Below are 25,713 nucleotides of genomic sequence, written 5' to 3'. Positions count from 1 at the left end.
CAACGACGGCTTCCCGGTCGGCGGGATGGTCTACGGATGGCGACACGGCCGGCTGGTGGCAGGGACTGCGATGGCCGGGGTATCCGGGGGATGGCATCGGGAGCAGTGATCGGCGGGGGCGTTCATCTCGGCCTCACTGAAGCGCGGATCGACGCCTTGGCCTCCGTGCGGAAGGAGCAGGGCCGTCTCCCGGCTCCAGCTCGATCGACGCTTTGATTTCGTTTATCAAACCCGGCCGTTTAGCCAAATATCAGGTCGCAGCCAGCATATTTATCAACTATGCCCACTTTAATGGAGATCTTTACGAGGCAGACGGATTGAAATTAATATGTTCGCTGGAGCCGTCACCTTCACGGACCGAGCCGGAGCCAGCGTCCTCATGAGCCATCCGTACCCCACGCCCTCGCCGTCCCCCCAGTCCGCCCCTGACCCGCGGCCCTCCTCCCCGCCGACCGGCACCGCTCAGCCGGTCCCCGCCGTACCCTCCCCCGCTCCGCAGAACTCTCCCGCGACTCCGGCCCGAAGTGTGAACGGCGAGTACTCGGGGATCGATCCCGAGCGGATGGACGACTTCGAGCGAGGGCTCGGCCAGGCGGAGGACGCACTCGGCCGGAACGAACCGCAGATCCACCGCGCCCTGCAGCGGCTCGACCTGGACACCTCGGGGCTGAGCGCGCTCCGCGAGATGCGGAGCTGGATCGGGACCAGCCGCCCCGACCTGCGACGCCGCAACGAGACGATCCGCACCGAGCTCACCGAGTGGGGCGCCGCCGCCAAGACCCCCGGCGGGATCACCGCCTTCGACGAGACGCTGTACGGCAAGGCCGGCCACGACCCGGACGTCTACGCGGCAACCCTCGGCCTCGGTAGGACCGTCGAAGACGGCAAGATCGACGAGAGACTCCTGAAAGGACTGGAGAAGCGGACGGGGGACGCGGCGTTCGCCGCCGCGCTGATGAACACGCTGGGCACGGCGAGGTTCCGCGAGCTGATGATCGAGAACGCGAAACGCAAGGACGACAAGAAGTACGAGCGCCTGCAGGCCGCCCTCGGAAAAACCCTCGGCACGGCGAGCCCCCGGCTGGGCGACGCCTGGCACAAGGAACTCCTGTCCGACCTCGAAGTCGGCCGGACGACCGGCTACATCGGCTGGGAGAAGGGTTACGCCATGGCGGCGGCCCTCAAGCACGGCACCTTCAGCACCGCTTTCCTCCTCGCCACCGCCAGGAAGATCGAGTCCGCCGATCGCGGAAGAGTGCTGTTGGATCCGCGGGTCATGGTGGCCCTGCTGGAAGGGCTCAGCCGCGATCCGGTGGCCGCTCAGGACTTCTTCGCGGGCGACCCGACCATGCTGAAACGCTTCTTGACCGAACGGCGCCTGGGCGACGACGGCGTGGCTCTGGGCAAGGTGCTGGAGGCCGCGACGCTCACCTTCCGCGACCACGACGGCTCACCGCAGAACCCGTCACGCGGCTTCCTGTCGGCCAAACTCGCCTCGGAGATCGTCCACCTGCAAGCCGTACGAATCAAGGACGGCAAGCTCCCCGACTCCTTGGTGAGCCCCACCTCGATGGGACGCGTTTTGGCGGGCTACATCAGCGACATCAACCACGCCGCTCAGCGAGGCCGCGATCCCGTGTCGTTCGGAGTACGAAGCGCCGACAATCCCGCCACACCCGGACCTGACTCCTGGGGTGCCCAGTTCAATACGGGGGAGCTTCGTCAGGTAATGAAGGAGGCGTTCGCGGAATCTGAAGCATTTGCCCCCGTTCTGGCTGCTCAGGCGGTATTCACTGGCTGGCTCCTTAATCACGGTGCCGCCGAGATGGCCGCCGGGCATGGCGGTGAAACCCTCCTGAACAGTGCGAGGCGGGCCGGAGCAGGCTTCGGAATGATCACCGATGCGGCTGGCCTGGCGAAGATCGAGGAAGGCAAGGATCTGGACGAGGCACAGCAGCGAAACATGAAGATGCTCCTGGCAGCAGTCAATACCGGTCTCGCTATCCCGCAGTCGGGAACCTGGTCGATCACCGCCGGTGTTGTCGGAGCATGGAGCGGACTTGCGGAAGAAATAGCCAAGGGCAAGGCGGAAGACAATGCCCGTGTTGACGCCAATGCCGCTGTCGACAAGACCCGAGGGCTTGTGCACGATCTCGCCGCTCAGGCCATGCTCAGAAACGGTCTTTTCGGCTCCGCCGAACCCGCCGGCCGGAACCATCCCTGGGCCACCCTGGAGGGCCTGGAGAAGGGGGACGACCCTCGCGACAACCCCAACAACTTCCTCAAAGACGATGGCCGGACCCTTATGATCATGGACGAGATGATTGACAAAACAGCCACCAACACCACTGACCAGTATCGGCGAGTCGAGGCCTACGACCGCTGGCTCTACAACGGGCTGTCAGGAAAACCTTGGCGGGAGACTGAGAGCCTCCTGGATCTGGGTTTCTCCGAAGGCTTCGCCAAGTACGGATCATGATGAGAAAAGCGTTAGTCGTCATGACGGTGTTGGCCTGTGCTCTGGCCATCTCCTTGGCTTGCCAGAGCGATGAGGTGCCGGTCGATCGTAGTCCGTTACCAACAGTGGCCGCACCTCCGTACATCTGCGATCACATTCCATTGAAGGCGGTGGAGTTGATGACCGGGGTGCACAATCCGCTGGTCCGCGGCTACTTCGACTTCACGATTTCCGAGGGCCTTGGCGCCGGAGGCTGCGCGGTCTACCAGCGAGAGGGTGAGCGGCTGAAGGTGCTGCAGATCAGCCTCACACCGGGAGGGTACCCAGGGGCGGTTGAGGAGCAGATCGAAGATGGCGCCTTGCGGTTGCCGGAGATACTTCCCGGGGTTATCGGCTCTTACTTCAAACCCTCGGACAGCGAAACCAACGACGCATACGCGCTGCTTGTGCGCGGCAAAGCGGAAATAAGCATCCAGATGGAGATCGGCGCCGCAGGACGGGACAACGCCGCCGATGTGCTGGCGCTCATGAAGCTGATCGCGCCGAAGCTGCTCACCGACGCCAGTGCGCCCTCCGCGAAGACGGAGACCTCCCCCACCCCGAAGAAGGACTGATCGGATCATGGCCAAGCTGGTGCCCAATCCGCTCCACGCGGCACTGGGGGATGCCCTGCGGACGGTCGAGCCGCTGGTCCAGGAGATCGAGAACGGTATCGAGGCCCCGTACCGGGACTTCCACGAGGGCAAGGTGTGGACGGGACCGGCCGCCAAGCGGTTCGACGCCCAGCTCGTCCAGCACCGTACCCGGGTCCGGGGCGCGGGCGAGAAGATCATCTCCGACCTGCGACAGACCCTGGCCGTCACCCCCCGCCAGGTCAGCGAGGAGGAGGCCAAAATGATCAAACAACGGTACGGCCTCCCCTGACGGGGCTACTTAGAGAGGGCGGGGCTATTGCGACTTACTTGCAGGCCCGCGGAGAACGGTGCCCCGTGGAGCCCGCAGCGGAGTGATCCACCACCGCTCACCTCGGTCTGGGCACGACTCCGCATGGGTAGGTGGACTCCTCCAGCGGCTGCGGCGTCAGCGTGATTCCGGTGAGGCGCTCGGCCAGACCGCTGGCGCGCCCTCCTGACGTGATGGGAATCGAAGTGCATCCGGTTCTGGCCGATCTGCGGATCATCCCCGGGACCGGCCGGTCCCCTCAGGCCGTTCATGATGATCGGTAGGGCCTGGTCGGGCTTCGGACGCGACGGCGTGCCGGTCCCGTGAAGACCTGATCAGGCCCTACCGATGGCCAGGGGACGGCGTGAGAGTCGCCGAGCTTTCGAATGTGCGCTTGAAGTCGGGGCACTCTACGAGCGGTTCGTGCATGCACGTCGAGGCATGGTGGAGACCGTCGCGCATCCGAGTGAGCCGGGCGATGTCCTCCTCCAACTCCCGCGCCTTCTCCGCCATCCGTGCACGCAGCTTGGTGTCGTCGGGTGTGGCCACCAGGAATCCGGCGATCTCGGCGATCGTGAATCCAGCGCCGCGGGCGCAGGCGATGAGTGCGAGGCGCTCAAGAACGTCGGGCCGGAAGGCGCGGCGCAGGCCGTTGCGACCCGCCGAGGCGATGAGGCCTCTCTTCTCATAGAACCGCAGCGCCGAAGGCGCCAGCCCGGAACGCTCGGCCACTTCGGCGATGTCCAGCAGCGACTCGACCACCACGTCCCCTTGACTTGAACCACGCTTCAAGTCACAGACTAGCCGCCATGAACATCCATCACCTCAACTGCGGGTCCGTACGGCAGATCGAGGCCACCTACGACGGCCCGGCTCCCGCCCACGCCGTCAACCACTGTCTGCTGGTCGAGACCGACTCTGACGGCCTGGTCCTTATCGAGACCGGCCTCGGCCTCGACGACATCCGCAACCCAGGCGACACCCTCGGCTCCGACTGGGTCGAGATGGCCCAGCCTGTACTGGCCGAGGAGGAGACCGCCGTTCGCCAGGTCGCCCGGCTGGGATATTCACCCGACGATGTACGCCACATCATCGTGACCCACCTCGACGTAGACCATTGCGGTGGCCTCCCCGACTTCCCGGACGCCCAGGTCCATGTCCTTGCCGCCGAACTTGAAGCCGCGATCACCGAGGCACCCAGCTTCCGCTACCGCCCGGCACACTGGGCACACGGCCCGAAGTGGGTTTCCTACACCCCCGAGCCGGGCGAGGACTGGTTCGGGTTCAGCTCCGTCCAGCCGAAGGGCCTGCCGCCGGAGATCCGGCTGGTCCCACTCGGCGGTCACACCGCCGGCCACACCGGAGTCGCCGTACGCGAAGGCGATCGCTGGCTCCTGCACTGCGGTGACGCCTACTACTACCACCGGGAACTCGACAGAAATCCACATCCGCACCCCATCCTCGACTTCGTGCAGACCAGCTCGGAAGTCCACCACGACCTCCGACTGGGCACTCAGGCCCGGCTGCGCGAACTCGTCCGCGACCACGGCGATGAGGTCTCGGTCATCAGTGCTCACGATCCGTGGGAACTGGACCGCTACCGTTGACCCTGGGCGACCCCGATCTGGACGCCCCACCGGCACCCGGAACGGTGGCCTCGTAGGTGAGTACCTTCCACCACGAGTTCCCGGACGCCGTCCACGTCGCCCTCGGTGTTGACGGTGTCGCCGACGCCGCCGCGAGCGGGGCGCCACGACCGGCGTCCTGCTGCTCGACACCTACCGGGAGGTGGACGACACTCGGCCCACGGTGGTGCTCGCCTACACGGTCAAGGGGCGCGGCCTGCCGACCGAACTCCCCTGCTTTCTCGATCATGCTCAGGATCAGCGCCTTCGTGATCGCCCCCCCTCGCTGGGAATGACGGTGAGTTCCGCGCCGAACGCCACCATCCGAAGGAGTTCGGCGCCGTGTTTCCGATCGTCCGCAGGACGTCGCCGCCGCTCCTTTCGATGCCTTCGCTCATGATCTCGATCGTCGAGCCGACCGTACCGCCACCACCAGTTCAACTTCTGAACCAGCACCTCCGGCGCCTGGTGCGTACCATGCACCGATGAACGGATACGGGCAGTTCTGCGCGGTGGCGCGCGCTGGAACTCCTGGGCGAGCGGCGGACACTGCTGATCGTGCGGGAGTTGCTGCTGGGCGCTTCGACCTTCACCGACATTCGCTTCGCCGCTCCGGTTCAGAGGATGGGGGGTGGTGACGGCAGGCCGTAGTCGTTGAGGGTGATGGCATCGGGGTCGGTGACCATTTTCTCGATCAGGCCGGACCAGGGCAGGTGGGGTAGCAGCCTGATCGACAGGTTGCGCATCCCGATGGCCACCCGCGAGTTGGGCACGAAGCCGTTGACACCGCCCGGCGGAAGCTTCTGGCGCTGCCGGACAAGACCGCGCATCTCCCGCTCATAGGCGGCGAAGGCGACCTCATGGTCCCCGCCGGCCTCGGCCAGCTCTCCGGCCAGCACATAGGCGCCGACCACCGCCAGCCCGGTGCCGCCGCCGCCCAACGGCGACGGGCTGTATCCGGCATCGCCGAGCAACACGACCCTGCCGCGGGACCAGCCGTCCATGACGACCTGGGTGGCAGCGTCGAAATAGAAGTCGGTGGCCGCCGCCATCTCCCGGAGCATGGCGGGTACCTGCCAGCCCGCTCCGGCGAAGACCTCGGCCACGATCTGCTTCTGCCTCCGCGCATCACCGTGGTCGAGCGGCTTCGAGGCGAACCCGAGCAGGACCTTGACCTCCTCGGCCCGCCGGGACGGGCGTAGCGCCGCCACCCTCCTGCCGGGCAGGTTGTGGAACAGTTCCCAGTCCTGGATGCCGAAGACGTTGGGCGCGGTGAAGTACGCCAGGTGGCAGCCGAGCTCGCGGCTGAAGCGCGACTCCTCGCCGAAGGCCAGGGACCGGGTCACCGAGTGCGCGCCGTCCGCGCCCACCACCAGGTCGAAGACGCGCGCCGCAGACCTCTCGAAGGTGACCCGTACGCCGTCGGGGGCCTGGGCCAGCGAGGTGATCGTGTCGTCGAAGACGTACTCCACCTTGCCCTCGGTCGCCTGGTGGAAGATGTCGACCAGGTCACCGCGGAGGATCTCCACCTCGCCGACCACACCGTTCCCGCCGAGGAAAGAGGCGGGCATGTCGGCGACGCGCCTGCCGGTGGCGTCCACATAGGACATCCCTCGGGAGTCGACGGCCGCGTCCCGGACCTTCTCCAGGAGACCCATCCGCCTGACCACGTCGAAGGAGACCCCGCGCAGGTCGACGGTGTGGCCTTGGGCGCGTGGAGCCGGGGCTCGCTCGACCACGGTCGGGGTGAAGCCGTGGCGGTGCAGCCAGTAGGCCAGGGACTGCCCCGCGATACCGGCACCGGAGATCAGAACGGTCCTCATGAGCGCTCCTCGCTAGGTGGTGTTCACACCGTACGCATAGTGCGCTTACCTTGTAAATTATGTACTAGTGCACCAAAATTACAACAGCATATGACCAGGTAAACAAGGATATGGTGCACTAGAGCACCTGGAGGGTGGAAGATGGACGGGACAGAGCCTCCGTACCTGCGGATCGCCGCCGAGCTGCGACGGCGTATCACGACGGGCCGACTGCGCCCGGGCGATCGGGTGCCCTCGACCCGGCAGATCATCCGGGAGTGGGGCGTGGCAATGGCGACCGCCGGCAAGGTGCTGGCGACCCTGCGCCAGGAAGGGCTTGTGCGGGTCGCCCCCGGCGTCGGGACCATCGTCGCGGACGGCGCCGTCACGGACACCGGCCCTCCCCACAGGCCCGCGCCCGAGCTCACCAGCGAACGGATCGTGCGCGCCGCGATCGGGATCGCCGACGTCGAGGGGCTGGCGACCCTGTCCATGCGCCGGATCGCGACCGACCTGGAGGTCTCGGCGATGTCGCTCTACCGGCACGTGGCGGGCAAGGAGGAACTGCTCATGCTCATGGCCGACACCGTGCTGGCCGAGTGCGCGCTCAGCGAGTCACCGGCGGGCTGGCGCGCCCGGCTGGAGCTGATCGCCAGGGCGCAGTGGGCCCTCTACCACCGTCACCCCTGGCTGGCCCAGGTCACCTCGTTCACCCGCCCGATGCCCACGGCCAACGCGATGGCACTGGGCGAGTGGGCGATGCGCGCGGTGGACGGCCTCGGTCTCGTCCCGGCCACGATGGTCCACGTGTACGTCACCGTGGCCAACTACGTACGCGGAACCGCGATCAACCTGGAGGCCGAGACCGAGGCCGTACAACAGACCGGCATCACCGACCAGGAGTGGCTCGACACGGCGGTGCTCCCGCGCATGGCGGAATTCCCGCTGCTGTCGAGCATTCCGCCCGACTCCCTCGACCTGGACACTCTGTTCGAGTTCGGGCTCCGCTGCCTGCTGGACGGCCTGGGGGTGCTCATCGAGGCCCCCGGTCCTCCCGTCACGTCCCTTCATGGGGATCGTCAAGGGACGTAGGGCGTCGACGATCGCATCTGATGGCCCCGCTGAGGTCTCCCGGTCACACGGCGTGGCGAGGCCGCTGAATAAGATCAGATCCAGGCACCTCGCAGCCGCTCCCGTGGGGGTACAGGAGGCAACGACATGAACGATGCGATGTGGGCCGGGACGGTCACGGTCGCCGGGCACGAGCAGGCCGAGTTGGAGGCGTACCTGGCCCGGCCGCTCGGTGACGGCCCGCGCGGCGGTGTGGTGGTGATCCACCACCTGCCCGGGTACGACGACGCGACCAAGGAGATCGTCCGCAGGTTCGCGGCGCGCGGGTACGCGGCGATCTGCCCGAACCTGTACTCCCGCGAGGGCGCCGGGGTCAGCCCCGACGACCAGGCCGCCGCCGTACGGGCCAAGGGCGGGGTCCCGGACGAGCAGCTCGTCGGCGATGTCGCCGGAGCCGCGGCGTACCTCAACTCCCTCGACCACGCCAACGGCAGGATCGGTGTGATCGGATTCTGCTCGGGCGGGCGGCAGACGTTCCTGGTGGCCTGCTCGCTCCAGATCGACGCGGCGGTGGACTGCTACGGCGCCTTCGTGGTGAACACCCCGCCCGCGGAGTTCCCGCTCCAGCACGAGCCGCTGATCTCCAAGGCCGCCGACCTGTCCTGCCCGCTGCTGGGGTTGTTCGGCGCCGAGGACAAATACCCGGGGCCGGAGGAGGTCGCGACGCTGGACGCCGAGTTGGAGAGGCTGGGCAAGGAGCACGAGTTCCACACCTTCGAGGGCGCCGGGCACGCCTTCTTCGCCACCGACCGGCCTGCCTACCGGCCCGCCGCCGCGGTGGAGGGCTGGAAGAAGATCTTCAATTTCTACGGCCGCCACCTCGGCGCCTGACCGGAGCGATCAGTATGTGCACCTATCTCACCGAGAAGATCGAACTCGACGGCGCGGGCAAGGGCGGCAACGGCTGGTTCACGCTCAGCCAGGGCGCGGTCTACGTCGACCACCCCTACCATGCCTGTCACGAGCACACGGTGAACATCGACTTCACCAACCCGGCCGAGGGCCCCTCGGCGCGGGTCGCGGTCGAGCTCACCGAGGAGTCGGCGCTGGCACTGATCGACGCCATCCAGAAGGCCCTGGCCGCGGCGCCTCCGGGACTCGCCTCCGGCCGCCGCTGAGGCGGGTCTCGCGGGTCCTGCCGCGGCCGGGATCGGTCGGGGTCCGACCCGCCCGACCCGGTACGTCACGTGGGTGGCCTCTCGGGCACCCCAACGCCGTCCGCTACCGCCTCGACGATCCCGACGACAGGGTGGCGACCGGTGTGCTCCCGCGCGGGTCAGGACGGTCGCTCGACCCGGCGCCAGGAGTCCAGCACCATGAGGGTCTTGGTGCCGATGACGTTCTCGTCGCGGCGGATCTGGTCGATCAGCCGGTGCAGGTGCTGGAGGCTGTCGACCCGGAAGTGCACCAGGGCGTCGGGGTCGCCGGCCACCGTGAACACCTCGGTGACCCCGGGGATACGGCTGGCCGAGGCGGTGATCGACTCGACGTCCGTGTTGCCGCTGAAGCGGACCTCCGCGAAGGCCTCGATGGTGTCGCCGAGCAGGCCCTCGTCGACGAGTGTGGTGTAACCGACGATGACGCCGAGTCTTTCCAGCCGTTCGATCCGCCGCTTGACCGGGCTCGGCGAGAGCCGCACCCGGGTGGCGATGTCGCGCACGCTCCGACGCCCGTTCTCGACGAGCAGGTCCAGAATCCGGCGGTCGATCGAGTCCAGTTCGGCGTTCGGAGGCATGGGTGGATGGTAGCGCCGAGGGGGTGGAAGAATGCGCGCTCCAGGCCGCCTGACCGCTTGAACGTGCGCCAAGGGGCGGGTTCCTGCGTCTTTCTTGCCCTGCGGGGCACCTCCGGGTGCAATGAACGTCTCCGCAGGAAAGAGACAGATGATGGCGATCCCCCTGCCCCCGCCCGCCGACGAGCGTGCCGGGGCGTCCGCCCGGACCGAGGTGCTACGGCAGGTCGCGCAGCGGGTGCTCTGGCTCTCCGCGGCCATCGTCGACGCCGCCAACCGCGGACGGCCCAACGACACCGGCGTGAAGGTCGGCGGTCACCAGGCCTCCAGCGCCTCGATGGTCGACATCATGGTCTCGCTGTACCTCTCCGAGCTGACCCACCTCGACCGGGTCTCCGTCAAACCGCACGCCTCGCCGGTGCTGCATGCGATCAACTACCTGCTGGGCGATCTCGATGTCCGCTATCTGCCGAGGTTGCGCGAGCTGGGCGGGCTGCAGAGCTATCCGAGCCGGCTCAAGGACCCCGACACCGTCGACTTCTCGACCGGTTCCGTCGGCATCGGCGCGACCGCGCCGTTGTGGGCCGCCGTCTCCCACCGCTACCTGCGCTCGCGCTTCGCGTCGACTCCGGCGGCGGGACGCTTCGTCAGCCTGCTCGGGGACGCCGAGCTCGACGAGGGTGCGATCTGGGAGGCCGTCGCCGACCCGTCCGTCGCCCGGATGGGCGAGCTGCTCTGGATCGTCGACCTCAACCGCCAGTCGCTCGACCGGGTGGTGCCGGACGTGCAGATCCACCGGTTGCGGGCGATGTTCGAGGCGGCCGGCTGGCAGGTCGTCACCCTGAAGTGGGGGCGCGCGATCACCGCCCTGTTCGAACGGCCGGGCGGCGACGAGCTGCGGCAGCGGCTTGAGCGGATGCCGAACGAGGAGTACCAGCGCCTGCTGCGGGTCGACGCCGCCGAGGTGGGTCCGCGACTTGTCGGGGAACACGGCGGCGCGGCACTGCGCGCCCTGGTCGCGTCCCTGCCGGACGCCGAGCTGGCGCGGGCGATCCGCGACCTCGGCGGCCACGACCTCGACCTGCTGCTCGACACCTACCGGGAGGTGGACGACACCCGGCCCACGGTGGTGTTCGCCTACACGGTCAAGGGGCGCGGCCTGCCGACCGAGGGGCACCCGAACAACCACTCGGCGCTGCTGACCGAGGCGCAGATGCTCGCGCTGGCCACCTCCTGCGGCACCGACCTCGCCGACCCCTGGCGTGCCTTCGAGCCGGGCACCGCCGCGTCCGACCTGTGCGCCGCCCGAGGCGCGGCGTTGCGCCGCCCCCAGGTCACCGGCAGGGCCCTCGGCCCGCTGCCGAGGACGCTCGGCCGCTCGTACCGCTCGCCGATCTCGACCCAGGCCGCCCTCGGCCGCTTCCTCGTCGACTTCCTGCGCGCCGCCCCCGAGGCAGGCGCGCGGGTGGTGACCTGCAGCCCGGACGTCGCCTCCTCGACCAACCTCGGCGGGTGGATCAACAAGACCGGGGTGTGGTCGATCGAGGACCGGCACGACTGGTTCGCCGACGACACCGAACGCCTGCTCCGCTGGTCGGAGGGGACCGGCGGCCAGCACATCGAACTCGGCATCGCCGAGGTCAACCTGGTGGGTCTGCTCGGCGAGCTCGGCGCCACCTGGAGTCGCTGGGCCGAGCGTCTCATCCCGATCGCCACGCTCTACGACCCGTTCATCTCACGTGCGCTCGAACCCTGGTCGTACGGCATCTACGCCGGCGGGCAGTCGATCATCGTCGGCACGCCGTCCGGTGTGACGCTGTCGTCCGAGGGCGGCGCGCACCAGTCGATCACGACCCCGTCCATCGGCCTTGAGCAGCCGGGCTGCATCGCCTGGGAGCCCGCGTTCGCCCGGGACCTGGAGTGGACGATGCTGGCCGCCATGGAACGGGTCGGCGTCGAGGGCGGCACCTCCTCGTACTTCCGGCTGTCGACCCGGCCGCTGGACCCCGCCCTGGCGCGGGTGCCGGAGGACGAGCTGCTCCTCGAACGGCGCCGGCGGCACGCCGTCGCGGGCGGCTACCGCATCACCGACCACGACCCCGCGACCGAGCAGGTCACCCTCGTCGGCGCCGGAGCCGTCATGCCCGAGGTGATCGCCGCCGCCGAACACCTGGCCGAGCGCTCGATCGTCGCCGGCGTGGTCTGCCTGACCAGCGCCGACCTGGTGTACCGCGCCTTCCAGGCCCGGGGCTCCCTCGGCGCGTCCGGCGGCGGCATCGTCGACGTCCTGTTCCCCGCCGACCGCCCCGCGCCCCTCGTCACGGTGCTCGACGGACACCCGCACACGTTGTCCTTCCTGGCCGGCGTGCGCGGCGACCGGATTCGCAACCTCGGGGTCTCCGGTTTCGGCCAGTCCAGCGACCTGCACGACGCCTACCGCGTCCACGGCATCGACACCGCCTCCATCGTCGACGCCGCCCTGACGCTGCTCGGCCGCTGAGTCGTCAAGGCCTGTCACGGCGCCGGTACACCTCGGTGCTGAGGTACTTCAGCCCCGAGTCCACGAGCAGGGTGACGACCCTGGCGGTCGGCCCAAGGCGCTGTCCGACCCGGATCGCGGCGAGGACGTTCGCCCCTGACGACGTTCCGGCGAACAGGCCCTCCTCCCGGGCCAGGCGCCTGGCCATCTCCTCCGCGTCGGCGGTGGGGATCGGCACGATCTCGTCCACCAGGGTGGGGTCCCACATGGGCGGGGGGTAACCGATGCCGATGCCTTCGATGCGGTGGGCACCGGGCCGGCCTCCGGACAGCACGGCGGACTCGGCCGGTTCGACGGCGACGACCCGAAGTCCCGGATGGCGGCGCCGGAGCGGGGCCGCCGCCCCGCGCAGCGAGGCCGCCGTACCGATCGACTGAACGAACGCGTCGATCCGCCCACCCGACTGCTCCCAGATCTCCTCGCCCATCGGGTGGTAGCCGGCGATGCTGTCGGCGTTGTTGAGCTGATCGGTCCAGTAGGCGCCCGGCCGGCGACCGAACTCCCCGGCTTTCTCGATCATGCTCAGGATCAGCGCCTTGGTGATCAGACCCCCCTCACTGGGAATGACGGTGAGTTCCGCGCCGAACGCCGTCATCTGAAGGAGTTTGTCGGCACTGAAGGCATCCGAACTGACGATCCGCAGCCGATATCCCTTCGCCGCGCAGACCAGGGCAAGGGAGGCGCCTGTGCTGCCGCCCGTGTACTCGACAACGGTGTCGCCGGGCCTCAGCCGCCCGTCGCCTTCGGCCCTGGCGATCATCGCCTGCGCCATGCGGTCCTTCATGCTGCCTGTCGGGTTCTGTCCTTCGATCTTGACGAAGATCTCCGCGCACCCGGGCGGCACGACCCTGTGCAGCCTCACCAGCGGCGTGTTTCCGATCGTCCGCAGTACGTCGCCGGTCCTTTTGATGTCCTCGCTCATGACCTCGATCGTCGAGCCGACCGTGCCGCCACCACCAGTTCAACTTCTGAACCAGCGCCTCGTACCATGCACCGGTGAACGGATACGGGCAGTTCTGCGCGGTGGCGCGTGCTCTGGAACTTCTGGGTGAGCGGTGGACGCTGCTGATCGTGCGGGAGTTGCTGCTGGGCGCCTCGACCTTCACCGACATCCGCCGGGGCCTGCCTCGCATCCCGCGAGCGACGCTGTCCGCACGACTACGCGCACTGCGTGCCGCCGGCGTCGTCGACGACGGCTACCGGCTCACCGAGGCGGGCGCCGCGCTGGCTCCGGTGGTGCGGGAACTGGCCCGGTGGGCGGTCGCCACCGACAGCGCCGCCCTGACCGAGGACGATCTCGACACCGCCGCACTGACCTGGGACATGCGGCGCCGGGTGGAGGCCACCGCCCTACCCGAGCGCACGGTCGTGCTCGCGATCGAGTTCACCGACCGCAGGCCGGCCGACAGCAGGTACTGGCTGCATCTGTCCCGGACCGGCGTCGACCTGTGCCGGCAGGACACCGGGGCACCCGTCGACGTCTGGCTCACCGCTCCGACGGCGGCGGCGACCCGGTGGTGGCTCGGTGACCTGTCCTGGGCGCGGCTGCTACGGCAGCGGGGAGTACGCGTACACGGTGACCCGGTCCTGCAGCGCCAGATGCACCGCTGGTTCAAACGCTACGTGTTCACCCCGGAAGCCCTCGGCCTGAATCCAGGCTCTTCCCAGCATTGATCGTTTCGCTCGGCACCATTTTCCCGGGCGGCCGACGACGGTACCGACGCGTCCGGAGTGCCGCCCCGGAAACACGGCTCCCGCCGGTAGACCCGGCCTGCGACAAGGGCCCGCACCGATGATCGGATCGGTGCGGGCCCCCGCGCCGCGTCAGTCGCCGTAGCCGCCGAAGGGAATGTTGATCTGCTCCTGGCCGTCGGGGGCGTCGTCGTTCGACGGGGGCGGCGCCGGCCGGCAGCTCTGGCCGCAGCCGCCGAACCGCGCCGGGTTGATCGGGGTGAACGACGTCGGCTCCACGTTCCGCAGCGCCGCCAGCATCGTGTCCTTCCAGATCGGGCCCGGGATGCTGCCGCCGAAGACCGAGCCGTAGTAGCGTCCGCCGATCGTGACGCCGGTCAGCTTGTACTTCTGCGAGCCGCGCGGGTCGCCGATGCTGACCGCGCCGGCCAGGTCCGGGGTGAACCCGGCGAACCAGGCGGTGGCGTAGCCGTCGGTGGTGCCGGTCTTGCCCGCCGCGTCGCGGCCGATGCCGCCGACGCTCCGCATCGTGCCCTTGGTGAACACCCCGGACAGCACGTCGGCCGCCGCGTCGGCCACCTCGGGGTCGAGCGCCTGACGGCACTTGGGCTGATAGTCGGTGACCTTGCCGTCCCGGTCGGTGATCCGGCTGATCGCCATCGGCGCGCAGTACTTGCCGCGCGCGCCGATCGCGGCGTACGCGTTCGCCACGGTCACCGGGTCCATCTCGTTGATGCCGAGCGTGAACGTCTCGTACTCCTGGAGCTTCAGCCCGTCGGAGCGGTGGATGCCCAGCGACTTGGCGACCTTGACCGTGTCACAGAGCCCGACGTGCTGCTCCAGCGTCATGAAGAAGGTGTTCACCGAGCCCCAGGTGCCGGTCTGCAGGGTCCGCCAGCCGGGGCTGCCCTCGTCGTTGGTCACGGTGTGGGTCGGGTCACCGATGTTCTCGCCCTTGCAGTTCTTGAACGCCGAGTAGCCCGGGGCGAGGTAACCGGCGCCGACGTTGAAGCCGTCGTCGACCTTCATGCCCTTGTTCAGCGCGTTGAGCAGCGTGAACGTCTTGAAGGTCGAACCGGCCTGGAAGCCGACGCCACCGCCGTGCGCGGCGTCCGCGACGAGGTTGTAGGAGATCTCGTTCCTGGCCTTGTTCTGGCCGTACGTCCGGCTGGCCGCCATGGCCTTGATCGCCCCAGTGCCCGGCTGGACCAGGGCCTCGGCCGCCACCGGGTTGTCGGTGGGGTTGACCCACTTCCTGATCGCCCGGTCCGCCGCCGCCTGCATGGTCGGGTCGATGGTGGTCCTGATCGTCAGACCGCCGCGGTTGAGGAACGCCAGGCGCTCCTTGTCCGTCTTCCCGAAGTCCGGATTTTTCAGGATCTCGTTGCGGACATAGACGCAGAAGTACGGGTAGTCGCTGACCTCGCAGCCGCCCGGCAGCTTCGTACCCTTGTAGCCGAGCCTGGCGGCCTTCGCCTTGGCCGCCTCAGCCGGAGTGATCTTGCCCAGCTCGGCCATCCGGTTCAGCACCACGTTGCGCCGGTTCAGCAGCCGCTCGCGCTGCTTCTTGCCCAGGTTGGGATCGGTGGCGTTGGGGTCCTGCACCGCGCCGGCCAGCGTCGCCGCCTGCGGCAGGGTGAGCTTGTCCGCCGACACCCCGAAGAACCGCTTGGCCGCCGCCTCGACGCCGTAGGCACCCGCGCCGAAGTAGGCGATGTTCAGGTATTTCTCCAGGATCTCGTCCTTGGAGTACTTCTGCTCCACCGCCATAGCGTGGCGCAGCTCGTTGAGCTTGCGCGCGTAGCTGGCCTCCAGCGCCTTGTTCTTCTCCGCGTCGGTCTCGGCGGAGTTGAGCAGCACCTGCTTGACGTACTGCTGGGTGATGCTGGAGCCGCCCTGGCTCACCCCGTCCGCCTGAAGGTTCTTGGCGAACGCGCGAATCGTGCCCTCGATGTCGATCGCGCCGTGCTCGTAGAACCGGTAGTCCTCGATCGAGACGATCGCGGTCTTCATGATCTCGGCCACCCTGTCGAGCTTGACGACCTCGCGGTACTCCTCGTAGAACCGTGCGATCTCCTTGCCCCTGGCGTCCTGCACGACGGTGACCTCCGCCGGCGGAGGCTCGACGAGATCCTCGGGGTTGAGGTTCAGCCCGTTGGTCGCCGACACGATGCCGAGCCCCGCACCCCCCACGGCCGGTAGTGCGATCCCCGCGACCAGCACACCCGCCGCCGCCCCCACCGCGGCAAGACGCATGATCTTCGACGCGGCCCCTGACTGCTCGTTACCCCGTTCCGACATAAGCGTAGATTCTAGACTTTAACCCTGTTCTATGCACATAAAGCGCTTTCTGCCACGTAGGGCACAGCGCCGGTCATCCGCCAGGGGCAGGTCAGATCATCCGGCGGGAAGAGGGTTCTAGATCATCTGCGGACACACAGCCTAGGGGAACTTCCGACGTTGTGGGCGAGGATGACGGCGGCGCCCCGGAAGCGCCGACCGCCCGGCGGAAGCCTTGGCGATCCCGCCCGAAGACCCCTGGGCATCGTGGCGGAACTGCGCTCCAAGCGAGACCCAAGATACATCCAAGATGCCGGAAGCAGACTCCTCCACGAGATCTCTTGGGGGAGGAATTGCAAAAAGTCGTCTTTCAGCCCGGATATCACATTCGCCATTCGGCCGGTGAGAAAAAGTCCGGAGGCCCTCTGGGCGCCGCGGCGAGAACGTGGTGGTCCGCACCGCCTCATCGTGCGTCCGCATGACAGGCCGCTTGCCGCGCCCGTTCCCGCCATTCCGGTACGAATTTCCGCACCCCAGGAAACACAGCACAAGGAGAAATGTCATGAGAGTACGCAGAATCGCCGGTGTGGCGGCCGCCGCCGCCCTGGCCGGGGGGCTCCTCACCACCGCGCTCCCGGCCTCGGCCGCCACCGAACCCGACACGGTCACCATCACGAACAGCAAGCTCCTGGCACCGTGGGAGGGCGCCTCCCTGTGGCTCAAGTGCCCCGACTCCCACCCGTACTTCAAGAGGATCTGGTGGGAGGGTCCCTACGTGCGCTCGGTGTCGCCGCCCGCCGGGTTCCCGGGATACAGGCAGCAGGCGACGTTCTTCTTCAACAACTCCGGGACCACGCAGTCCAAAATGGCCTCGATATGGATGGAGTGCACTCCGGTGATGCCGTCCTAGTCTCGGTGTGGGACGGCACCGGCGCAGCCACCGTGAGTGGTGACCCGGTGCCCGCTTCGCACTGACCGGATGTGCCGTCTTGTCGGGAGCGCCTTCTGGGGGGGAAGGCGCTCCCGCGGGTCACGGCGGACCGGGCCGACCTCCGTGCCCGCACACGGCCATACGTCGCCTCGAAGATGGACGGCGGCAAAACCCTGACCGTCGGCTCATGCCTCCGGTCACCGAGGCTTCTAGAGGCCGATGTCGGCCTGCGGGCCGGCGTAGGCGCGCAGCAGCGCCGGGACGTTCGCCGCCGGGTCGAGCGTGTAGGAGTAGAACGAGCTCGGCGTGAAGGCGGATCCACCGCTCTCCTGCCTGCCGGTGGAGTTGACGACGATGCTGCCCGACTGCCGCAGCTGGGCGGCGGCGTCCCGGTAGTACGGGTCCTTGACGTTCTCGAAGTAGCTGTTCTCCAGCACCATCTTGGTGGCGCCTCTGGCGTAGTTGCCGTAGGAGGCGATGTTCTGCAGGTAGTTGTTGTACAGGTGCGCGTAGGCGACGTTGTCGGTGCTGGGGTTGCGCTGCTTGTTGTCGTGGATCCAGTTGTGGTGGATGGTCATCCTTGAGGTGACGTTCTCGGTCCAGCCGATGCCGAAGGACTTGTTGTTCTCCGACAGGACGTTCCACGACACGGTCAGATAGCTGGTGTCCAGGCGGCTGTCGATCAGGCCGTCGTTCATCCGGGTGATCGTGTTGTGGTCTATCCACACGTGGTGGGCGTTGTCCATCTGGATGCCGTCGTAGTCGAAGTCCTTGTCGTCCGGGTCGTCGGAGGCCATTCGGGTGTCGCGGATCGTCAGGTTGCGGATGATCACGTTGTGCACGCCGTTGCCGAGGAAGAACCCGCCGTTGACGATGTGGCCGCTGGTCCCGACGCCGATGATGGTCTTGTTCGAGGCGACCTTGATCTCCGTACCGTACGGCGTGACCGTGATCGCGCCATTGACCCTGATGACGTGGGGGGCGCTCGCCGTGGCGTACCTCACCAGGTCCGCGTACGTCGAGACGGTCACCGTGGTTCCGGCCGCACCGCCCGTCGTGGTGGCGTCGCCCATCCCGCTGGTCGAGGCGAATCCGTCGGCCGCGTTGGACCAGTCGCGTCCGCCGCCCACCGGGGTGAAGAGCCACTGCTTGTTGGTGTTGGCGGTGCAGGTCTCCTGGATGATCGCCGCCCCCGAGTCGGTGGAGGCACCCTGATCACTCATGCACAACCCGCTGACCACGCTGACGACCTGGTACGTGCCGCTGCCGGACGCCACCAGACGCCACTGCTGGTTGAGCTTGGTACCGTCACCGCACCCCCACTGCTGCAACCGCACCCCGGAGACCGTCGAACCACTCGGCACGTCCACACAGCGCCCACTGTTGACATTGGCGATGGTGTAGACCCCCGAACCGGCCGACCGCAGCGTGAACCGCTGCCAGACATCGGCGGTGCAGCCCCACTGCTGCAGCAACGCACCGTCCACCTTCGAACCGGCCACCACGTCCAGGCACTTACCGCTCTTGGTGACACTGATCTGGTAGGTCCCACCGACCACGGGCACCGCCGCCCGCGCCGGGACCACGAGAACGACCGAGACCACGAGGACAGTGGTGATCAGCAGGACCATGCCCCTGGTGACACGCCGGACCGTTCCGACCATCCGTGCTCCCGGCGACGGGCGTTGTTCGGGGGTGGATCTGCCCTGTTGGGGCGACATCGGCATGACGGCCGTTCTCCCTTCTGCACGCGGACGCGCGGTGGTCAGGGTCAGCGCCAACCGCCGTCACGGCGACAGCTTTGTTAGCGCTAACACCTCTCGTTTCACGTACCGGCCGATGGTGTACGGATGTCGATCAGTGGCCGTACCGCGGAGCTAACACGAGTTAATTGGGGTAGTCAACAAATAAACCTGTGGCCCTCCCGGGCGGATCGGGCTCCGGGGCGGCTCATCTGCGGTTTCATGCGAGGAGCAGGCGCCCCATCCGTGACGGCCTGGGAAACGTTCACGCCCGAGGCCGCTGTCGAAACGCCTCGGCGCCGCGCGAAGTCCGGCATGCCCACGTTCACCCTCGGGTCGCGACGCGCATCCCAACGGTTCGGCGACCGGCTGTGGCAGGACGAATCGGCGCGAGTGGTCGACCTGGTCTCGAAGACCGGCCATCCACGACGGCAAGCCGACTGCAAGCGAACTTCACACAATGACTGGCATGAGAGCCTCCCTCACCGGACACCCCAGCGCGCCCCTCCGGCTTGCCGCCGGCGCGGCCCTCGTACTCCTGACCGTCGCCGGATGCGGTGCCGGCGTTGACACCCGCCGGAACGATCGGCCCGCTCCGGAACGTGTGACCAGCACGGCGACCGCTGAGACCACCGAGACCACCGAGACCGCCGAAACCGCCCCGACCACCGAGCCCACGGAGCCCACCGAGACCGGCGAACCGGCCCAGGCCCAGACGGCCGTGCAGCCGGGTGGGACTCTCGTCGACGGCGGCACCGTCTCGGCCGAACTCACCCGCGCCGGGCAGCGGGACAAGTTCACCCTGGACCTGGGCGGCGCCAGGGAGTTCTATGTCACCGACATGTCCGGCGACGACATCCAGCTCCAGGTGTTCTCCGAGGTCGACGGTAAGCCGGTCGGCCCGTCCGACATCGCTCTCAGCTGGGGCACATCGGTCATCAAATTGACCAAGGCGGGCAAGTACCGGCTTGAGGTCTTCGGGAGCACGAACGTCATCGGCCCGTACAGTCTCAGGATCGCGACGGTGAAGGTCCGCACGTTCCCGGCGACGCTCGGCCTGCAGATCGGCGAGGGCAGCCCGGACGGCGCGGGGCGGCTGGACGTCCCGGGACGCATCGACCGCTTCGAGTTCGACGCGGACGGCGCGTCGGCCATCAAGGTCCTCGGCGGGACCGGGGCGTGCACGGCCATCGAGCTGGAGCTCACCGACGCCGCCGAGAAGAACATCGCCGCCCCACGGCAGCCCGTCCCACTCTGCGGATACGAGTCCGACATCCCGCTCTCCAACGGCGACGGCAGGTACGCGCTCGTGGTCAGATCGGGTACGGCGAAGACCGGAGCCTACTCGTTCCAGATCGCGCGGGCGGGCTGAACGTCGGCCGGGCGTCCGGGGATGCCCCGGCCTTCAGGACGCCGTCCCCGATTCGTTTTCGATCTCCGCGACCCGCATGTCCGGCGCCGGATGACGACGCCGGTGAGGCGTCTCCGAACCTTGACCGGGCTTTCCCAACGTTCGGTGCGGGACCGCCAAAGGTCGACCAGAGATAAGAGTCCTTCAGGCCGGGGAGGGATGTCACGTGCCTGTGCCGGTCCCGGGTCAGGACCGGCTCAGGCTCCCGCGATACTCCAGCCCGCCGATGCCCTCCTGACCCACGAAGTCCAGCGTCGCCGGGCCCTTCAGCGTGAGGGTCATGTCTCCCCCCACGCACTGGTTCCGCTGCCCGCGGGTCAGGTCGAGCACGTTCCCGGCCCTGACCCGGGTCAGCATGACCTGCTGCTCGCACCCGTCGGCCCGCCATATCCCGTCCGACCGGTCACTCATCAGGATGAGCGTGACCGCGACGGTCTCCTTCCGAGCGTCCTGCGAGACGACCTGGCCCGTCCACGTTCCGGCGAAAGCCTCCGGGACTCCGCCTCCCGGCTGGGCCGAGGGCGGTGCCGCCGGCGCCTCAGAAGACGGCGCCGTGGAAGCCGGTGCCTCAGAAGGCGGCGCTTCGGAAGACGATCGTCCGCCTGCGACAGAGCGTGATCCGGAGTCCCCACCGGTGCCGGTGACCACCTCCGGCCTCGCCGAGCCGTCACCGGGTGAGCCGCCGAGCGTTCCTGTGGCGTACAGGACCGCTGCCGTCACGAGCACCGCGACGACGCCGGTGATCGTGATCAGTACGGCGGCGGGCCCCCGCCGCCGTCGGGTCACCGGCTCACCATGCCGCGGCACCGTTTCCCGCACCGCCGTGTCGGAAGGGCCGAGATGACGGGTGGGAGTCGGGCCGTACGCGGATCCGGCCGGCCCCTGTGCCCCAGCCGAACCGGCCGTGATCGGAACCTGATCCGCCCGGTCGCTCCAGTCGGCGGGAAGGTAGGCGGTGGGCACCGGGCCGACGTCGGGAACCGTGACGGTGGGGGCTCCGGAGTCGACCAGGCGGATCATGAGCGCCCGGGCGGAGGGGCGTACCCCGGGGTCCTTGGCCAGACAGACGGCCAGCGTCTCCCGCAGCGGCGATGAGATGTCCGTGAGGTCGGGCTCGGCGTTGAGTATCCGGCCGAAGACCGCGGCAACGGTGTCGCTGCCGAACGGCGGCCGGCCGGTAGCGGCGTAGACCATGGTCGCGGCCCAGGAGAACACGTCGGCCGCGGGCGATCCGTGCACACCGCTGAGCTGCTCGGGAGCCATGTACGGCGGGGTGCCGGACATGGCCGAGGGCATCGTGCTCGCGTCGAGCAACTGGGCGATGCCGAAGTCGACCACCCGTGGGCCGTCCGGGCCGAGCAGCACGTTGGCCGGTTTGAAATCCCGATGGATGACTCCCGCACTGTGGATGGCGGCGAGCGCGGTAGCCGTGGCGACCGCCAGACGATCGAGGTCGCCGCCACGGAGGGGACCCTCGTCACGCACCCGATCCTGCAGTGCGGGACCCGCGATGAACTCGCTCACGACGTAGGGGTCCGGCCGGTCGGTCTCCGCCGCCAACACCCGGGCCGTGCAGAAGGGTGCCACTCGCAGTGCCGACTGCAGCTCCCTGGCCAACCGGCGGCGCGTGGCGGGATCCGAGCCGCTGCGAAGTACTTTGATCGCCACCCGCTCGCCGGACCGGCTCCACCCTTCGTAGACGATCCCCTGCCCGCCCTCGCCCAGACGCCCGACGACCTCGAACTCCCCCAGCAGGCGCGGGTCTCCCGGCTGCAACGGGCCAGCGGGCATCGGCTCCTCCAAGCGGTGATCTCCTCACAGTAGCGATGTGAGACCCGACCCACCATGGTCCTCCATCAGGGCGATGGCCAAGGAAGCCGAATGGTGGAGGCTCGGGCTACTGAAGCTTCACCGAGGCGACCGCGAGACACGGGAGCCACCGTGTTGGCAAGCGATCGAGGCATTGATCTGATCACCCACCGGGCCGCCCATGAACGCTGGACCAAGGTCTGCGACTGAGGATGATCGAGGAAGCCCGCGCGTGGGCATGCGGACCGAAGGTCACGCTTGTATTACCGCAACGAGGTCCCGGATCCCGTAGGAACGGGATCCGGGACCTCGTCGGCGATCAACGACCACCCCTATCGCCTATAAACATGTCCGGCGTAAGCATAACCACGGGGTCCTGTCGTCCAGGTACACGATGTGTAATCCCAGTCGTTTAAGGCTGCGTATCTTGCCGTTTCGGACTGACAGCTCCTTGCCGCCTCGGCCTTAGCCTGTTCCCAGGTGCCTCCGCCGGGCGGGTAGAAGTAGCCAATGAACCGGATCGATGCGGCGTTGGCCGGAGTCGCACCGATTGCGACAGGTCCCAGCAAGGCAGCGCTCAACACTGCTACCAGGCCAATCTTTCTTGCCGTTTTCACTTTTCCGACTCCTGACTTCCTAATCGCTCTTGTGTTGCCTGAACAGCCGGGGAAATTATCTCGAACGGTGGCGATACACTGGGCACACCGAAGCCTTTATCGATGTTACCCATTCCTGTTGCGGCCTCGGGGCGCCGACCTTCGCCTCCTAATCGCCGACCTGGTTGGAGCCGAATAAGTGGCGTCCAGTGAGTGTCTTGCCGAACCTCGCACAGTAGGCGATTTCAGCAAAGATTTACCCCGTCGAAGCGGCGTGGCTCTATGGCCACCCGGCTTCCTATGGTCCCTTGATGCTCCACCCAGGAACATGTTCCGTCCGCGCCGTACGCCCAGATGATTTTCAGGCGCATTCCGTGTCCGCATTGATTCTGTGCGTATGCGGTTTGGGTGATTGTGCCTCTGTTCACCCACCCAGCGACACAGTCCGGCGCGCGCGCCAGGATCTCAACCTGTTCGCTGTCCGGAGCGGGAGGGGGTGTGTCCTGGGCAGCGAAGGCGGGGCCGCCGTGCAGGAGGGTTGCACTTAATCCTGCGCCGATGGACGCCAGGATCACCTTCTTCATCATTGAAACTCCTTCCTATCGTATTGAATTTATAGTGCTCGCGAAAATGCTTCCATAATTAAATATGGCACAACCTTCGAGGGGCCGGGCGAACGGAAATCAAAGGAATCCGAAGATCTCATTCACCTGCGACCTACCGGGCCAGGACTCAGCTACGGAGTGGACGTAGCGCCCACCCGCCCGCAAGCCTTCCACGTACGGCGGCATCTCAGCACGGACGTCCGGTCAGCAGCCCCGATTTCCGAGAAGAACGGGAATATTCATTTCGCCGCACACGCTTCGATTACAGCGATTCGTATAATACGGCTTACAGCCAGTGGGAGCAGGGATCGACCAGGCGCCGACGAATGGTGCGAACACTGCGGAACGAGCCGAAGGCGCCTGGACCATTAATGCAACCACAGTGACCATCGACGCCCCCACCTCCTCTTTGCAGTTTTACGGAAAATCCGCTTGGTCGATGAGTTGCATTCTTAATATATCGACACGGGCAGCGGATCGACATACTGCGCGAAGCTGATTCTCTCTGCACCCATAGCGGTAGGCCGCCTACAACTTCCGCGGTACATGAGCCGGGAGAGACGCGGCATTGTCGATGAGTGTTGAAGGGGGGCAGACCAGGTAGGCCGGAAAGGGTCCTGCCGCGGCTTAGAGGTTCTTTCCTCGAGTGCGAGGTGACGGTTCGGGTTCCTGCGTGGGCGGCAGGTTCGCCGGGACGGATTTCGGCGTCTCAGACTCCGATGTCGTCTCAAGGCCGGCCCGAACGGGCCGGCCTGTCCCGGTGTTGACGCCGACGACCCGGCATGCCTCCTTGTTACTTCAGCCTTGTCGCACGAGTGCAGGTATGCCGCCCGCGAGCGGGCGGCATACCTGCACTCGTGAGCGCGTTCCCGGTCCTTCCGAATCTCGAAGTCCATCGCATCCCCTCAACCGGGGTGTTGCGACGGCCACTGGAACGGAAGCAGGCTCTTCGTCGTCTGGCCGGGTCGTTCGGCTTTTCGGCCTCCTGGGCGGAGGGGGCCACGCTGTCCCACACGTCGCCGGTACCCTGCCCATCAGCGGTACAGGTGACAGAGAACGGGATCTTGTTGGAAGTCTTCTTCACCGGGCCGGCCAGGCGAACCGCGCCCCAGCCACGGGCGTCGCCGGTGGCCTTGATCGACGTGGACAGCCGAACGGTCTTGAGGCCCTTGCCGCCGACCTTGTAGACCTTGGCTCTACTCTTGTCCCCGTCGCTGAAAAATGACAGCGGGTGGACAGGCCGCGCCCTTTTCATGCCAACGTGGACTTTGCCGGGTGCGGCCGGCTCGTAACGGAGGTTGTCGACGCAGGCTGATGATGGTCGGCGATGGCTGCCGGGCTGACTGAACGAGCCGTGAGCGTGTGCTGAACTGTTCGGCATGGAATATCCCCGACTCCTTGAGTGTCTCGCGGCCGACTTCGGCCACCTGCGGGCCGTCGTGCCGACCGACCCCGGCGCGATGGTGCCGAGCTGCCCCGACTGGACCGTCGCCGACCTGACCCGTCACATCGGCGAGGTGTACCTGCATAAGTCTCTGATCATGCGCGCGGGCGCCGAACCCGATCCGTGGCCGCCGAAGGAGCTCGCGGACGAGGAGCCGATCGCGCTGCTCGACCGTGCGTACGCCGGGCTGCTCGACGAGTTCGGCGCCCGCGAGCCGGAGGATCCGGCCATCTCCTGGTACGCCCCGGATCAGACCGTCGGTTTCTGGATCCGGCGGATGGCGCAGGAGACGGTCATCCACCGCATCGACGCCGAGCTCGGCACCGGCCAGCCGGTCACGCCGGTCCCGGCGGACCTCGCCATCGACGGCATCGACGAGCTGCTCAAGGTCTTCGCGGCATACAGCGTCGCCGAGTGGGGCGACTACTTCACCGACATCCTGGCGGGCTCGCCGGGCCGGACATACACGGTGCGGACCGACGGCGCGGCATGGCGGGTGCGGACCGGTCCGGGGCTGTTCGCCGTCGAAGACGGCGCCGGCGACGACGCGGCCGACGTGACCGTGAGCGGTCCGCCGACGGCCGTGCTGCGCTGGATGTGGAACCGGGAGAGTGCCGGCGAGCCGAGCGGCGTGACGGTCGAGGGCGCCCCTGAGGCGGTCGAGGAGCTACGGCGCTGCATCGTCATGGCGACGCAGTGAGGCCGGTCGGTCGGCACGGCGTACTGAGCGACCTGGCCACCTGACTCGGCGGTCCGATCCGCACCCGGCTCAAGCCGATGCGGTACCGCCCAGGCCTCCTGACGCCCTCGTAGCTCACACCAGCCTGATCACCCATCCGGCACACATTTCGTGGAGGGCTCTGCCCGTCCTGCGGGCGAACTGAGAGCGGTCACGTGGAACTCTTGATCGGCGGACAGAAAAGTCGCGGCTGACGGACACCGGTTCCTGGTGGGCGGCCACCAAAAGTCTTGGT

21 protein-coding genes are annotated in these 25,713 nt (G+C 67.6%); 12 read left to right on the top strand and 9 right to left on the bottom strand.

The genetic code is table 11. The features are described from left to right. Positions 1–526 precede the first annotated feature (526 nt). The 3 genes from AB0K21_RS32020 to AB0K21_RS32010 are packed head-to-tail and all read left to right on the top strand — an operon-like array spanning position 527 to position 3,382. Positions 527–2,479, top strand: coding sequence for a hypothetical protein (locus AB0K21_RS32020; protein ID WP_343979275.1), 1,953 nt, complete (start codon positions 527–529; stop codon positions 2,477–2,479). Continuing rightward, positions 2,476–3,072: a hypothetical protein gene (locus tag AB0K21_RS32015; protein WP_343979278.1), complete on the top strand. Its 597-nt coding sequence runs from the start codon at positions 2,476–2,478 to the stop codon at positions 3,070–3,072. Before AB0K21_RS32020 ends, AB0K21_RS32015 begins: the two co-directional genes overlap by 4 nt. A 7-nt stretch (positions 3,073–3,079) precedes the next feature. Continuing rightward, positions 3,080–3,382 carry a hypothetical protein gene (locus AB0K21_RS32010; RefSeq protein ID WP_343979281.1) on the top strand — a complete coding sequence of 101 codons (303 nt, stop codon included), beginning with the start codon at positions 3,080–3,082 and terminating at the stop codon, positions 3,380–3,382. A gap of 97 nt (positions 3,383–3,479) precedes the next feature. Here AB0K21_RS32010 and AB0K21_RS32005 read toward each other — a convergent pair whose 3' ends face one another. Next, entirely contained in the window at positions 3,480–3,638 is a 159-nt protein-coding gene (locus tag AB0K21_RS32005; protein ID WP_343979284.1) for a DUF6461 domain-containing protein, read from the bottom strand. A 104-nt stretch (positions 3,639–3,742) separates the two neighbouring features. Next, positions 3,743–4,162, bottom strand: coding sequence for a MerR family transcriptional regulator (locus AB0K21_RS32000; protein ID WP_343979287.1), 420 nt, complete (start codon positions 4,160–4,162; stop codon positions 3,743–3,745). 47 nt (positions 4,163–4,209) lie between these two features. On the opposite strand from AB0K21_RS32000, the gene AB0K21_RS31995 reads away from it, so the two are divergent. Next, positions 4,210–5,007 carry an MBL fold metallo-hydrolase gene (locus tag AB0K21_RS31995; RefSeq protein ID WP_343979289.1) on the top strand — a complete coding sequence of 266 codons (798 nt, stop codon included), beginning with the start codon at positions 4,210–4,212 and terminating at the stop codon, positions 5,005–5,007. Between the two features lie 635 nt (positions 5,008–5,642). On the opposite strand, the gene AB0K21_RS31990 is transcribed toward AB0K21_RS31995, so the two are convergent. Further along, a complete protein-coding gene (locus AB0K21_RS31990) occupies positions 5,643–6,848 on the bottom strand; it encodes an FAD-dependent monooxygenase (RefSeq protein ID WP_343979292.1) in 1,206 nt (401 codons plus the stop codon). Positions 6,849–6,989: 141 nt separating this feature from the next. On the opposite strand from AB0K21_RS31990, the gene AB0K21_RS31985 reads away from it, so the two are divergent. The 3 genes from AB0K21_RS31985 (at position 6,990) to AB0K21_RS31975 (ending at position 9,076) form a co-directional block, all read left to right on the top strand. Further along, on the top strand, positions 6,990–7,919 hold the full coding sequence (locus tag AB0K21_RS31985; protein ID WP_343979295.1) for a TetR/AcrR family transcriptional regulator C-terminal domain-containing protein: 930 nt from the start codon (positions 6,990–6,992) through the stop codon (positions 7,917–7,919). A gap of 126 nt (positions 7,920–8,045) precedes the next feature. Then, positions 8,046–8,789: a dienelactone hydrolase family protein gene (locus tag AB0K21_RS31980; RefSeq protein WP_343979298.1), complete on the top strand. Its 744-nt coding sequence runs from the start codon at positions 8,046–8,048 to the stop codon at positions 8,787–8,789. Positions 8,790–8,803: 14 nt separating this feature from the next. Continuing rightward, a complete protein-coding gene (locus tag AB0K21_RS31975; protein ID WP_030905835.1) occupies positions 8,804–9,076 on the top strand; it encodes a DUF6295 family protein in 273 nt (90 codons plus the stop codon). Between the two features lie 158 nt (positions 9,077–9,234). On the opposite strand, the gene AB0K21_RS31970 is transcribed toward AB0K21_RS31975, so the two are convergent. Continuing rightward, a complete protein-coding gene (locus tag AB0K21_RS31970; RefSeq protein WP_343979301.1) occupies positions 9,235–9,693 on the bottom strand; it encodes an Lrp/AsnC family transcriptional regulator in 459 nt (152 codons plus the stop codon). Positions 9,694–9,841: 148 nt separating this feature from the next. On the opposite strand from AB0K21_RS31970, the gene AB0K21_RS31965 reads away from it, so the two are divergent. Continuing rightward, positions 9,842–12,190, top strand: a complete 2,349-nt coding sequence (locus AB0K21_RS31965; RefSeq protein WP_343979304.1) for a pyruvate dehydrogenase — start codon at positions 9,842–9,844, stop codon at positions 12,188–12,190. Between the two features lie 4 nt (positions 12,191–12,194). On the opposite strand, the gene AB0K21_RS31960 is transcribed toward AB0K21_RS31965, so the two are convergent. Beyond that, positions 12,195–13,151 (bottom strand): cysteine synthase family protein, encoded by a 957-nt coding sequence (locus AB0K21_RS31960; RefSeq protein WP_343979308.1) that lies wholly within the window; start codon positions 13,149–13,151, stop codon positions 12,195–12,197. Between the two features lie 74 nt (positions 13,152–13,225). Between AB0K21_RS31960 and AB0K21_RS31955 the strand changes: the two genes are divergently transcribed. Then, the gene (locus AB0K21_RS31955) at positions 13,226–13,903 is read left to right on the top strand and encodes a helix-turn-helix domain-containing protein (protein WP_343979311.1); all 678 of its coding nucleotides are present in this window, start codon (positions 13,226–13,228) and stop codon (positions 13,901–13,903) included. Between the two features lie 150 nt (positions 13,904–14,053). Here the strand turns inward: AB0K21_RS31955 and AB0K21_RS31950 are convergent, their stop codons facing one another. Next, positions 14,054–16,222, bottom strand: coding sequence for a transglycosylase domain-containing protein (locus tag AB0K21_RS31950; RefSeq protein WP_343979314.1), 2,169 nt, complete (start codon positions 16,220–16,222; stop codon positions 14,054–14,056). Positions 16,223–16,763: 541 nt separating this feature from the next. Here AB0K21_RS31950 and AB0K21_RS31945 point away from each other — a divergent pair. Continuing rightward, on the top strand, positions 16,764–17,111 hold the full coding sequence (locus AB0K21_RS31945; protein WP_343979317.1) for a hypothetical protein: 348 nt from the start codon (positions 16,764–16,766) through the stop codon (positions 17,109–17,111). Positions 17,112–17,341: 230 nt separating this feature from the next. On the opposite strand, the gene AB0K21_RS31940 is transcribed toward AB0K21_RS31945, so the two are convergent. Further along, a complete protein-coding gene (locus AB0K21_RS31940; RefSeq protein WP_343979320.1) occupies positions 17,342–18,796 on the bottom strand; it encodes an RICIN domain-containing protein in 1,455 nt (484 codons plus the stop codon). 547 nt (positions 18,797–19,343) lie between these two features. Here AB0K21_RS31940 and AB0K21_RS31935 point away from each other — a divergent pair. Beyond that, positions 19,344–20,246 carry a hypothetical protein gene (locus tag AB0K21_RS31935; RefSeq protein WP_343979323.1) on the top strand — a complete coding sequence of 301 codons (903 nt, stop codon included), beginning with the start codon at positions 19,344–19,346 and terminating at the stop codon, positions 20,244–20,246. 225 nt (positions 20,247–20,471) lie between these two features. Here the strand turns inward: AB0K21_RS31935 and AB0K21_RS31930 are convergent, their stop codons facing one another. After that, positions 20,472–22,076: a serine/threonine-protein kinase gene (locus AB0K21_RS31930; protein ID WP_343979325.1), complete on the bottom strand. Its 1,605-nt coding sequence runs from the start codon at positions 22,074–22,076 to the stop codon at positions 20,472–20,474. Between the two features lie 859 nt (positions 22,077–22,935). Then, on the bottom strand, positions 22,936–23,277 hold the full coding sequence (locus AB0K21_RS31925) for a hypothetical protein (protein ID WP_343979328.1): 342 nt from the start codon (positions 23,275–23,277) through the stop codon (positions 22,936–22,938). A 1,397-nt stretch (positions 23,278–24,674) separates the two neighbouring features. On the opposite strand from AB0K21_RS31925, the gene AB0K21_RS31920 reads away from it, so the two are divergent. Next, complete coding sequence (locus tag AB0K21_RS31920; RefSeq protein WP_343979332.1) at positions 24,675–25,439, top strand: maleylpyruvate isomerase family mycothiol-dependent enzyme; 765 nt, start codon at positions 24,675–24,677, stop codon at positions 25,437–25,439. The last annotated feature ends 274 nt before the right edge of the window (positions 25,440–25,713 follow it).

Source organism: Streptosporangium sp. NPDC049248, assembly GCF_040678965.1.
Taxonomy (GTDB): Bacteria; Actinomycetota; Actinomycetes; order Streptosporangiales; family Streptosporangiaceae; genus Streptosporangium; species Streptosporangium fukuiense.
Note: the sequence above shows the minus strand (reverse complement) of the source record. Positions and strands in the feature narration are given on the sequence as shown.

Excerpts from the sequence above, each read along its gene's own strand:
- AB0K21_RS32015 (WP_343979278.1), top strand. The coding sequence starts at position 2,476 with ATGATGAGAAAAGCGTTAGTCGTCATGACGGTGTTGGCCTGTGCTCTG.
- AB0K21_RS32010 (WP_343979281.1), top strand. The coding sequence starts at position 3,080 with ATGGCCAAGCTGGTGCCCAATCCGCTCCACGCGGCACTGGGGGATGCC.
- AB0K21_RS32005 (WP_343979284.1), bottom strand. The coding sequence starts at position 3,638 with ATGATCCGCAGATCGGCCAGAACCGGATGCACTTCGATTCCCATCACG.
- AB0K21_RS31995 (WP_343979289.1), top strand. The coding sequence starts at position 4,210 with ATGAACATCCATCACCTCAACTGCGGGTCCGTACGGCAGATCGAGGCC.
- AB0K21_RS31990 (WP_343979292.1), bottom strand. The coding sequence starts at position 6,848 with ATGAGGACCGTTCTGATCTCCGGTGCCGGTATCGCGGGGCAGTCCCTG.
- AB0K21_RS31985 (WP_343979295.1), top strand. The coding sequence starts at position 6,990 with ATGGACGGGACAGAGCCTCCGTACCTGCGGATCGCCGCCGAGCTGCGA.
- AB0K21_RS31980 (WP_343979298.1), top strand. The coding sequence starts at position 8,046 with ATGAACGATGCGATGTGGGCCGGGACGGTCACGGTCGCCGGGCACGAG.
- AB0K21_RS31975 (WP_030905835.1), top strand. The coding sequence starts at position 8,804 with ATGTGCACCTATCTCACCGAGAAGATCGAACTCGACGGCGCGGGCAAG.
- AB0K21_RS31970 (WP_343979301.1), bottom strand. The coding sequence starts at position 9,693 with ATGCCTCCGAACGCCGAACTGGACTCGATCGACCGCCGGATTCTGGAC.
- AB0K21_RS31965 (WP_343979304.1), top strand. The coding sequence starts at position 9,842 with ATGATGGCGATCCCCCTGCCCCCGCCCGCCGACGAGCGTGCCGGGGCG.
- AB0K21_RS31960 (WP_343979308.1), bottom strand. The coding sequence starts at position 13,151 with ATGAGCGAGGACATCAAAAGGACCGGCGACGTACTGCGGACGATCGGA.
- AB0K21_RS31950 (WP_343979314.1), bottom strand. The coding sequence starts at position 16,222 with ATGTCGGAACGGGGTAACGAGCAGTCAGGGGCCGCGTCGAAGATCATG.
- AB0K21_RS31945 (WP_343979317.1), top strand. The coding sequence starts at position 16,764 with ATGAGAGTACGCAGAATCGCCGGTGTGGCGGCCGCCGCCGCCCTGGCC.
- AB0K21_RS31940 (WP_343979320.1), bottom strand. The coding sequence starts at position 18,796 with ATGGTCGGAACGGTCCGGCGTGTCACCAGGGGCATGGTCCTGCTGATC.
- AB0K21_RS31935 (WP_343979323.1), top strand. The coding sequence starts at position 19,344 with ATGAGAGCCTCCCTCACCGGACACCCCAGCGCGCCCCTCCGGCTTGCC.
- AB0K21_RS31930 (WP_343979325.1), bottom strand. The coding sequence starts at position 22,076 with ATGCCCGCTGGCCCGTTGCAGCCGGGAGACCCGCGCCTGCTGGGGGAG.
- AB0K21_RS31925 (WP_343979328.1), bottom strand. The coding sequence starts at position 23,277 with ATGATGAAGAAGGTGATCCTGGCGTCCATCGGCGCAGGATTAAGTGCA.
- AB0K21_RS31920 (WP_343979332.1), top strand. The coding sequence starts at position 24,675 with ATGGAATATCCCCGACTCCTTGAGTGTCTCGCGGCCGACTTCGGCCAC.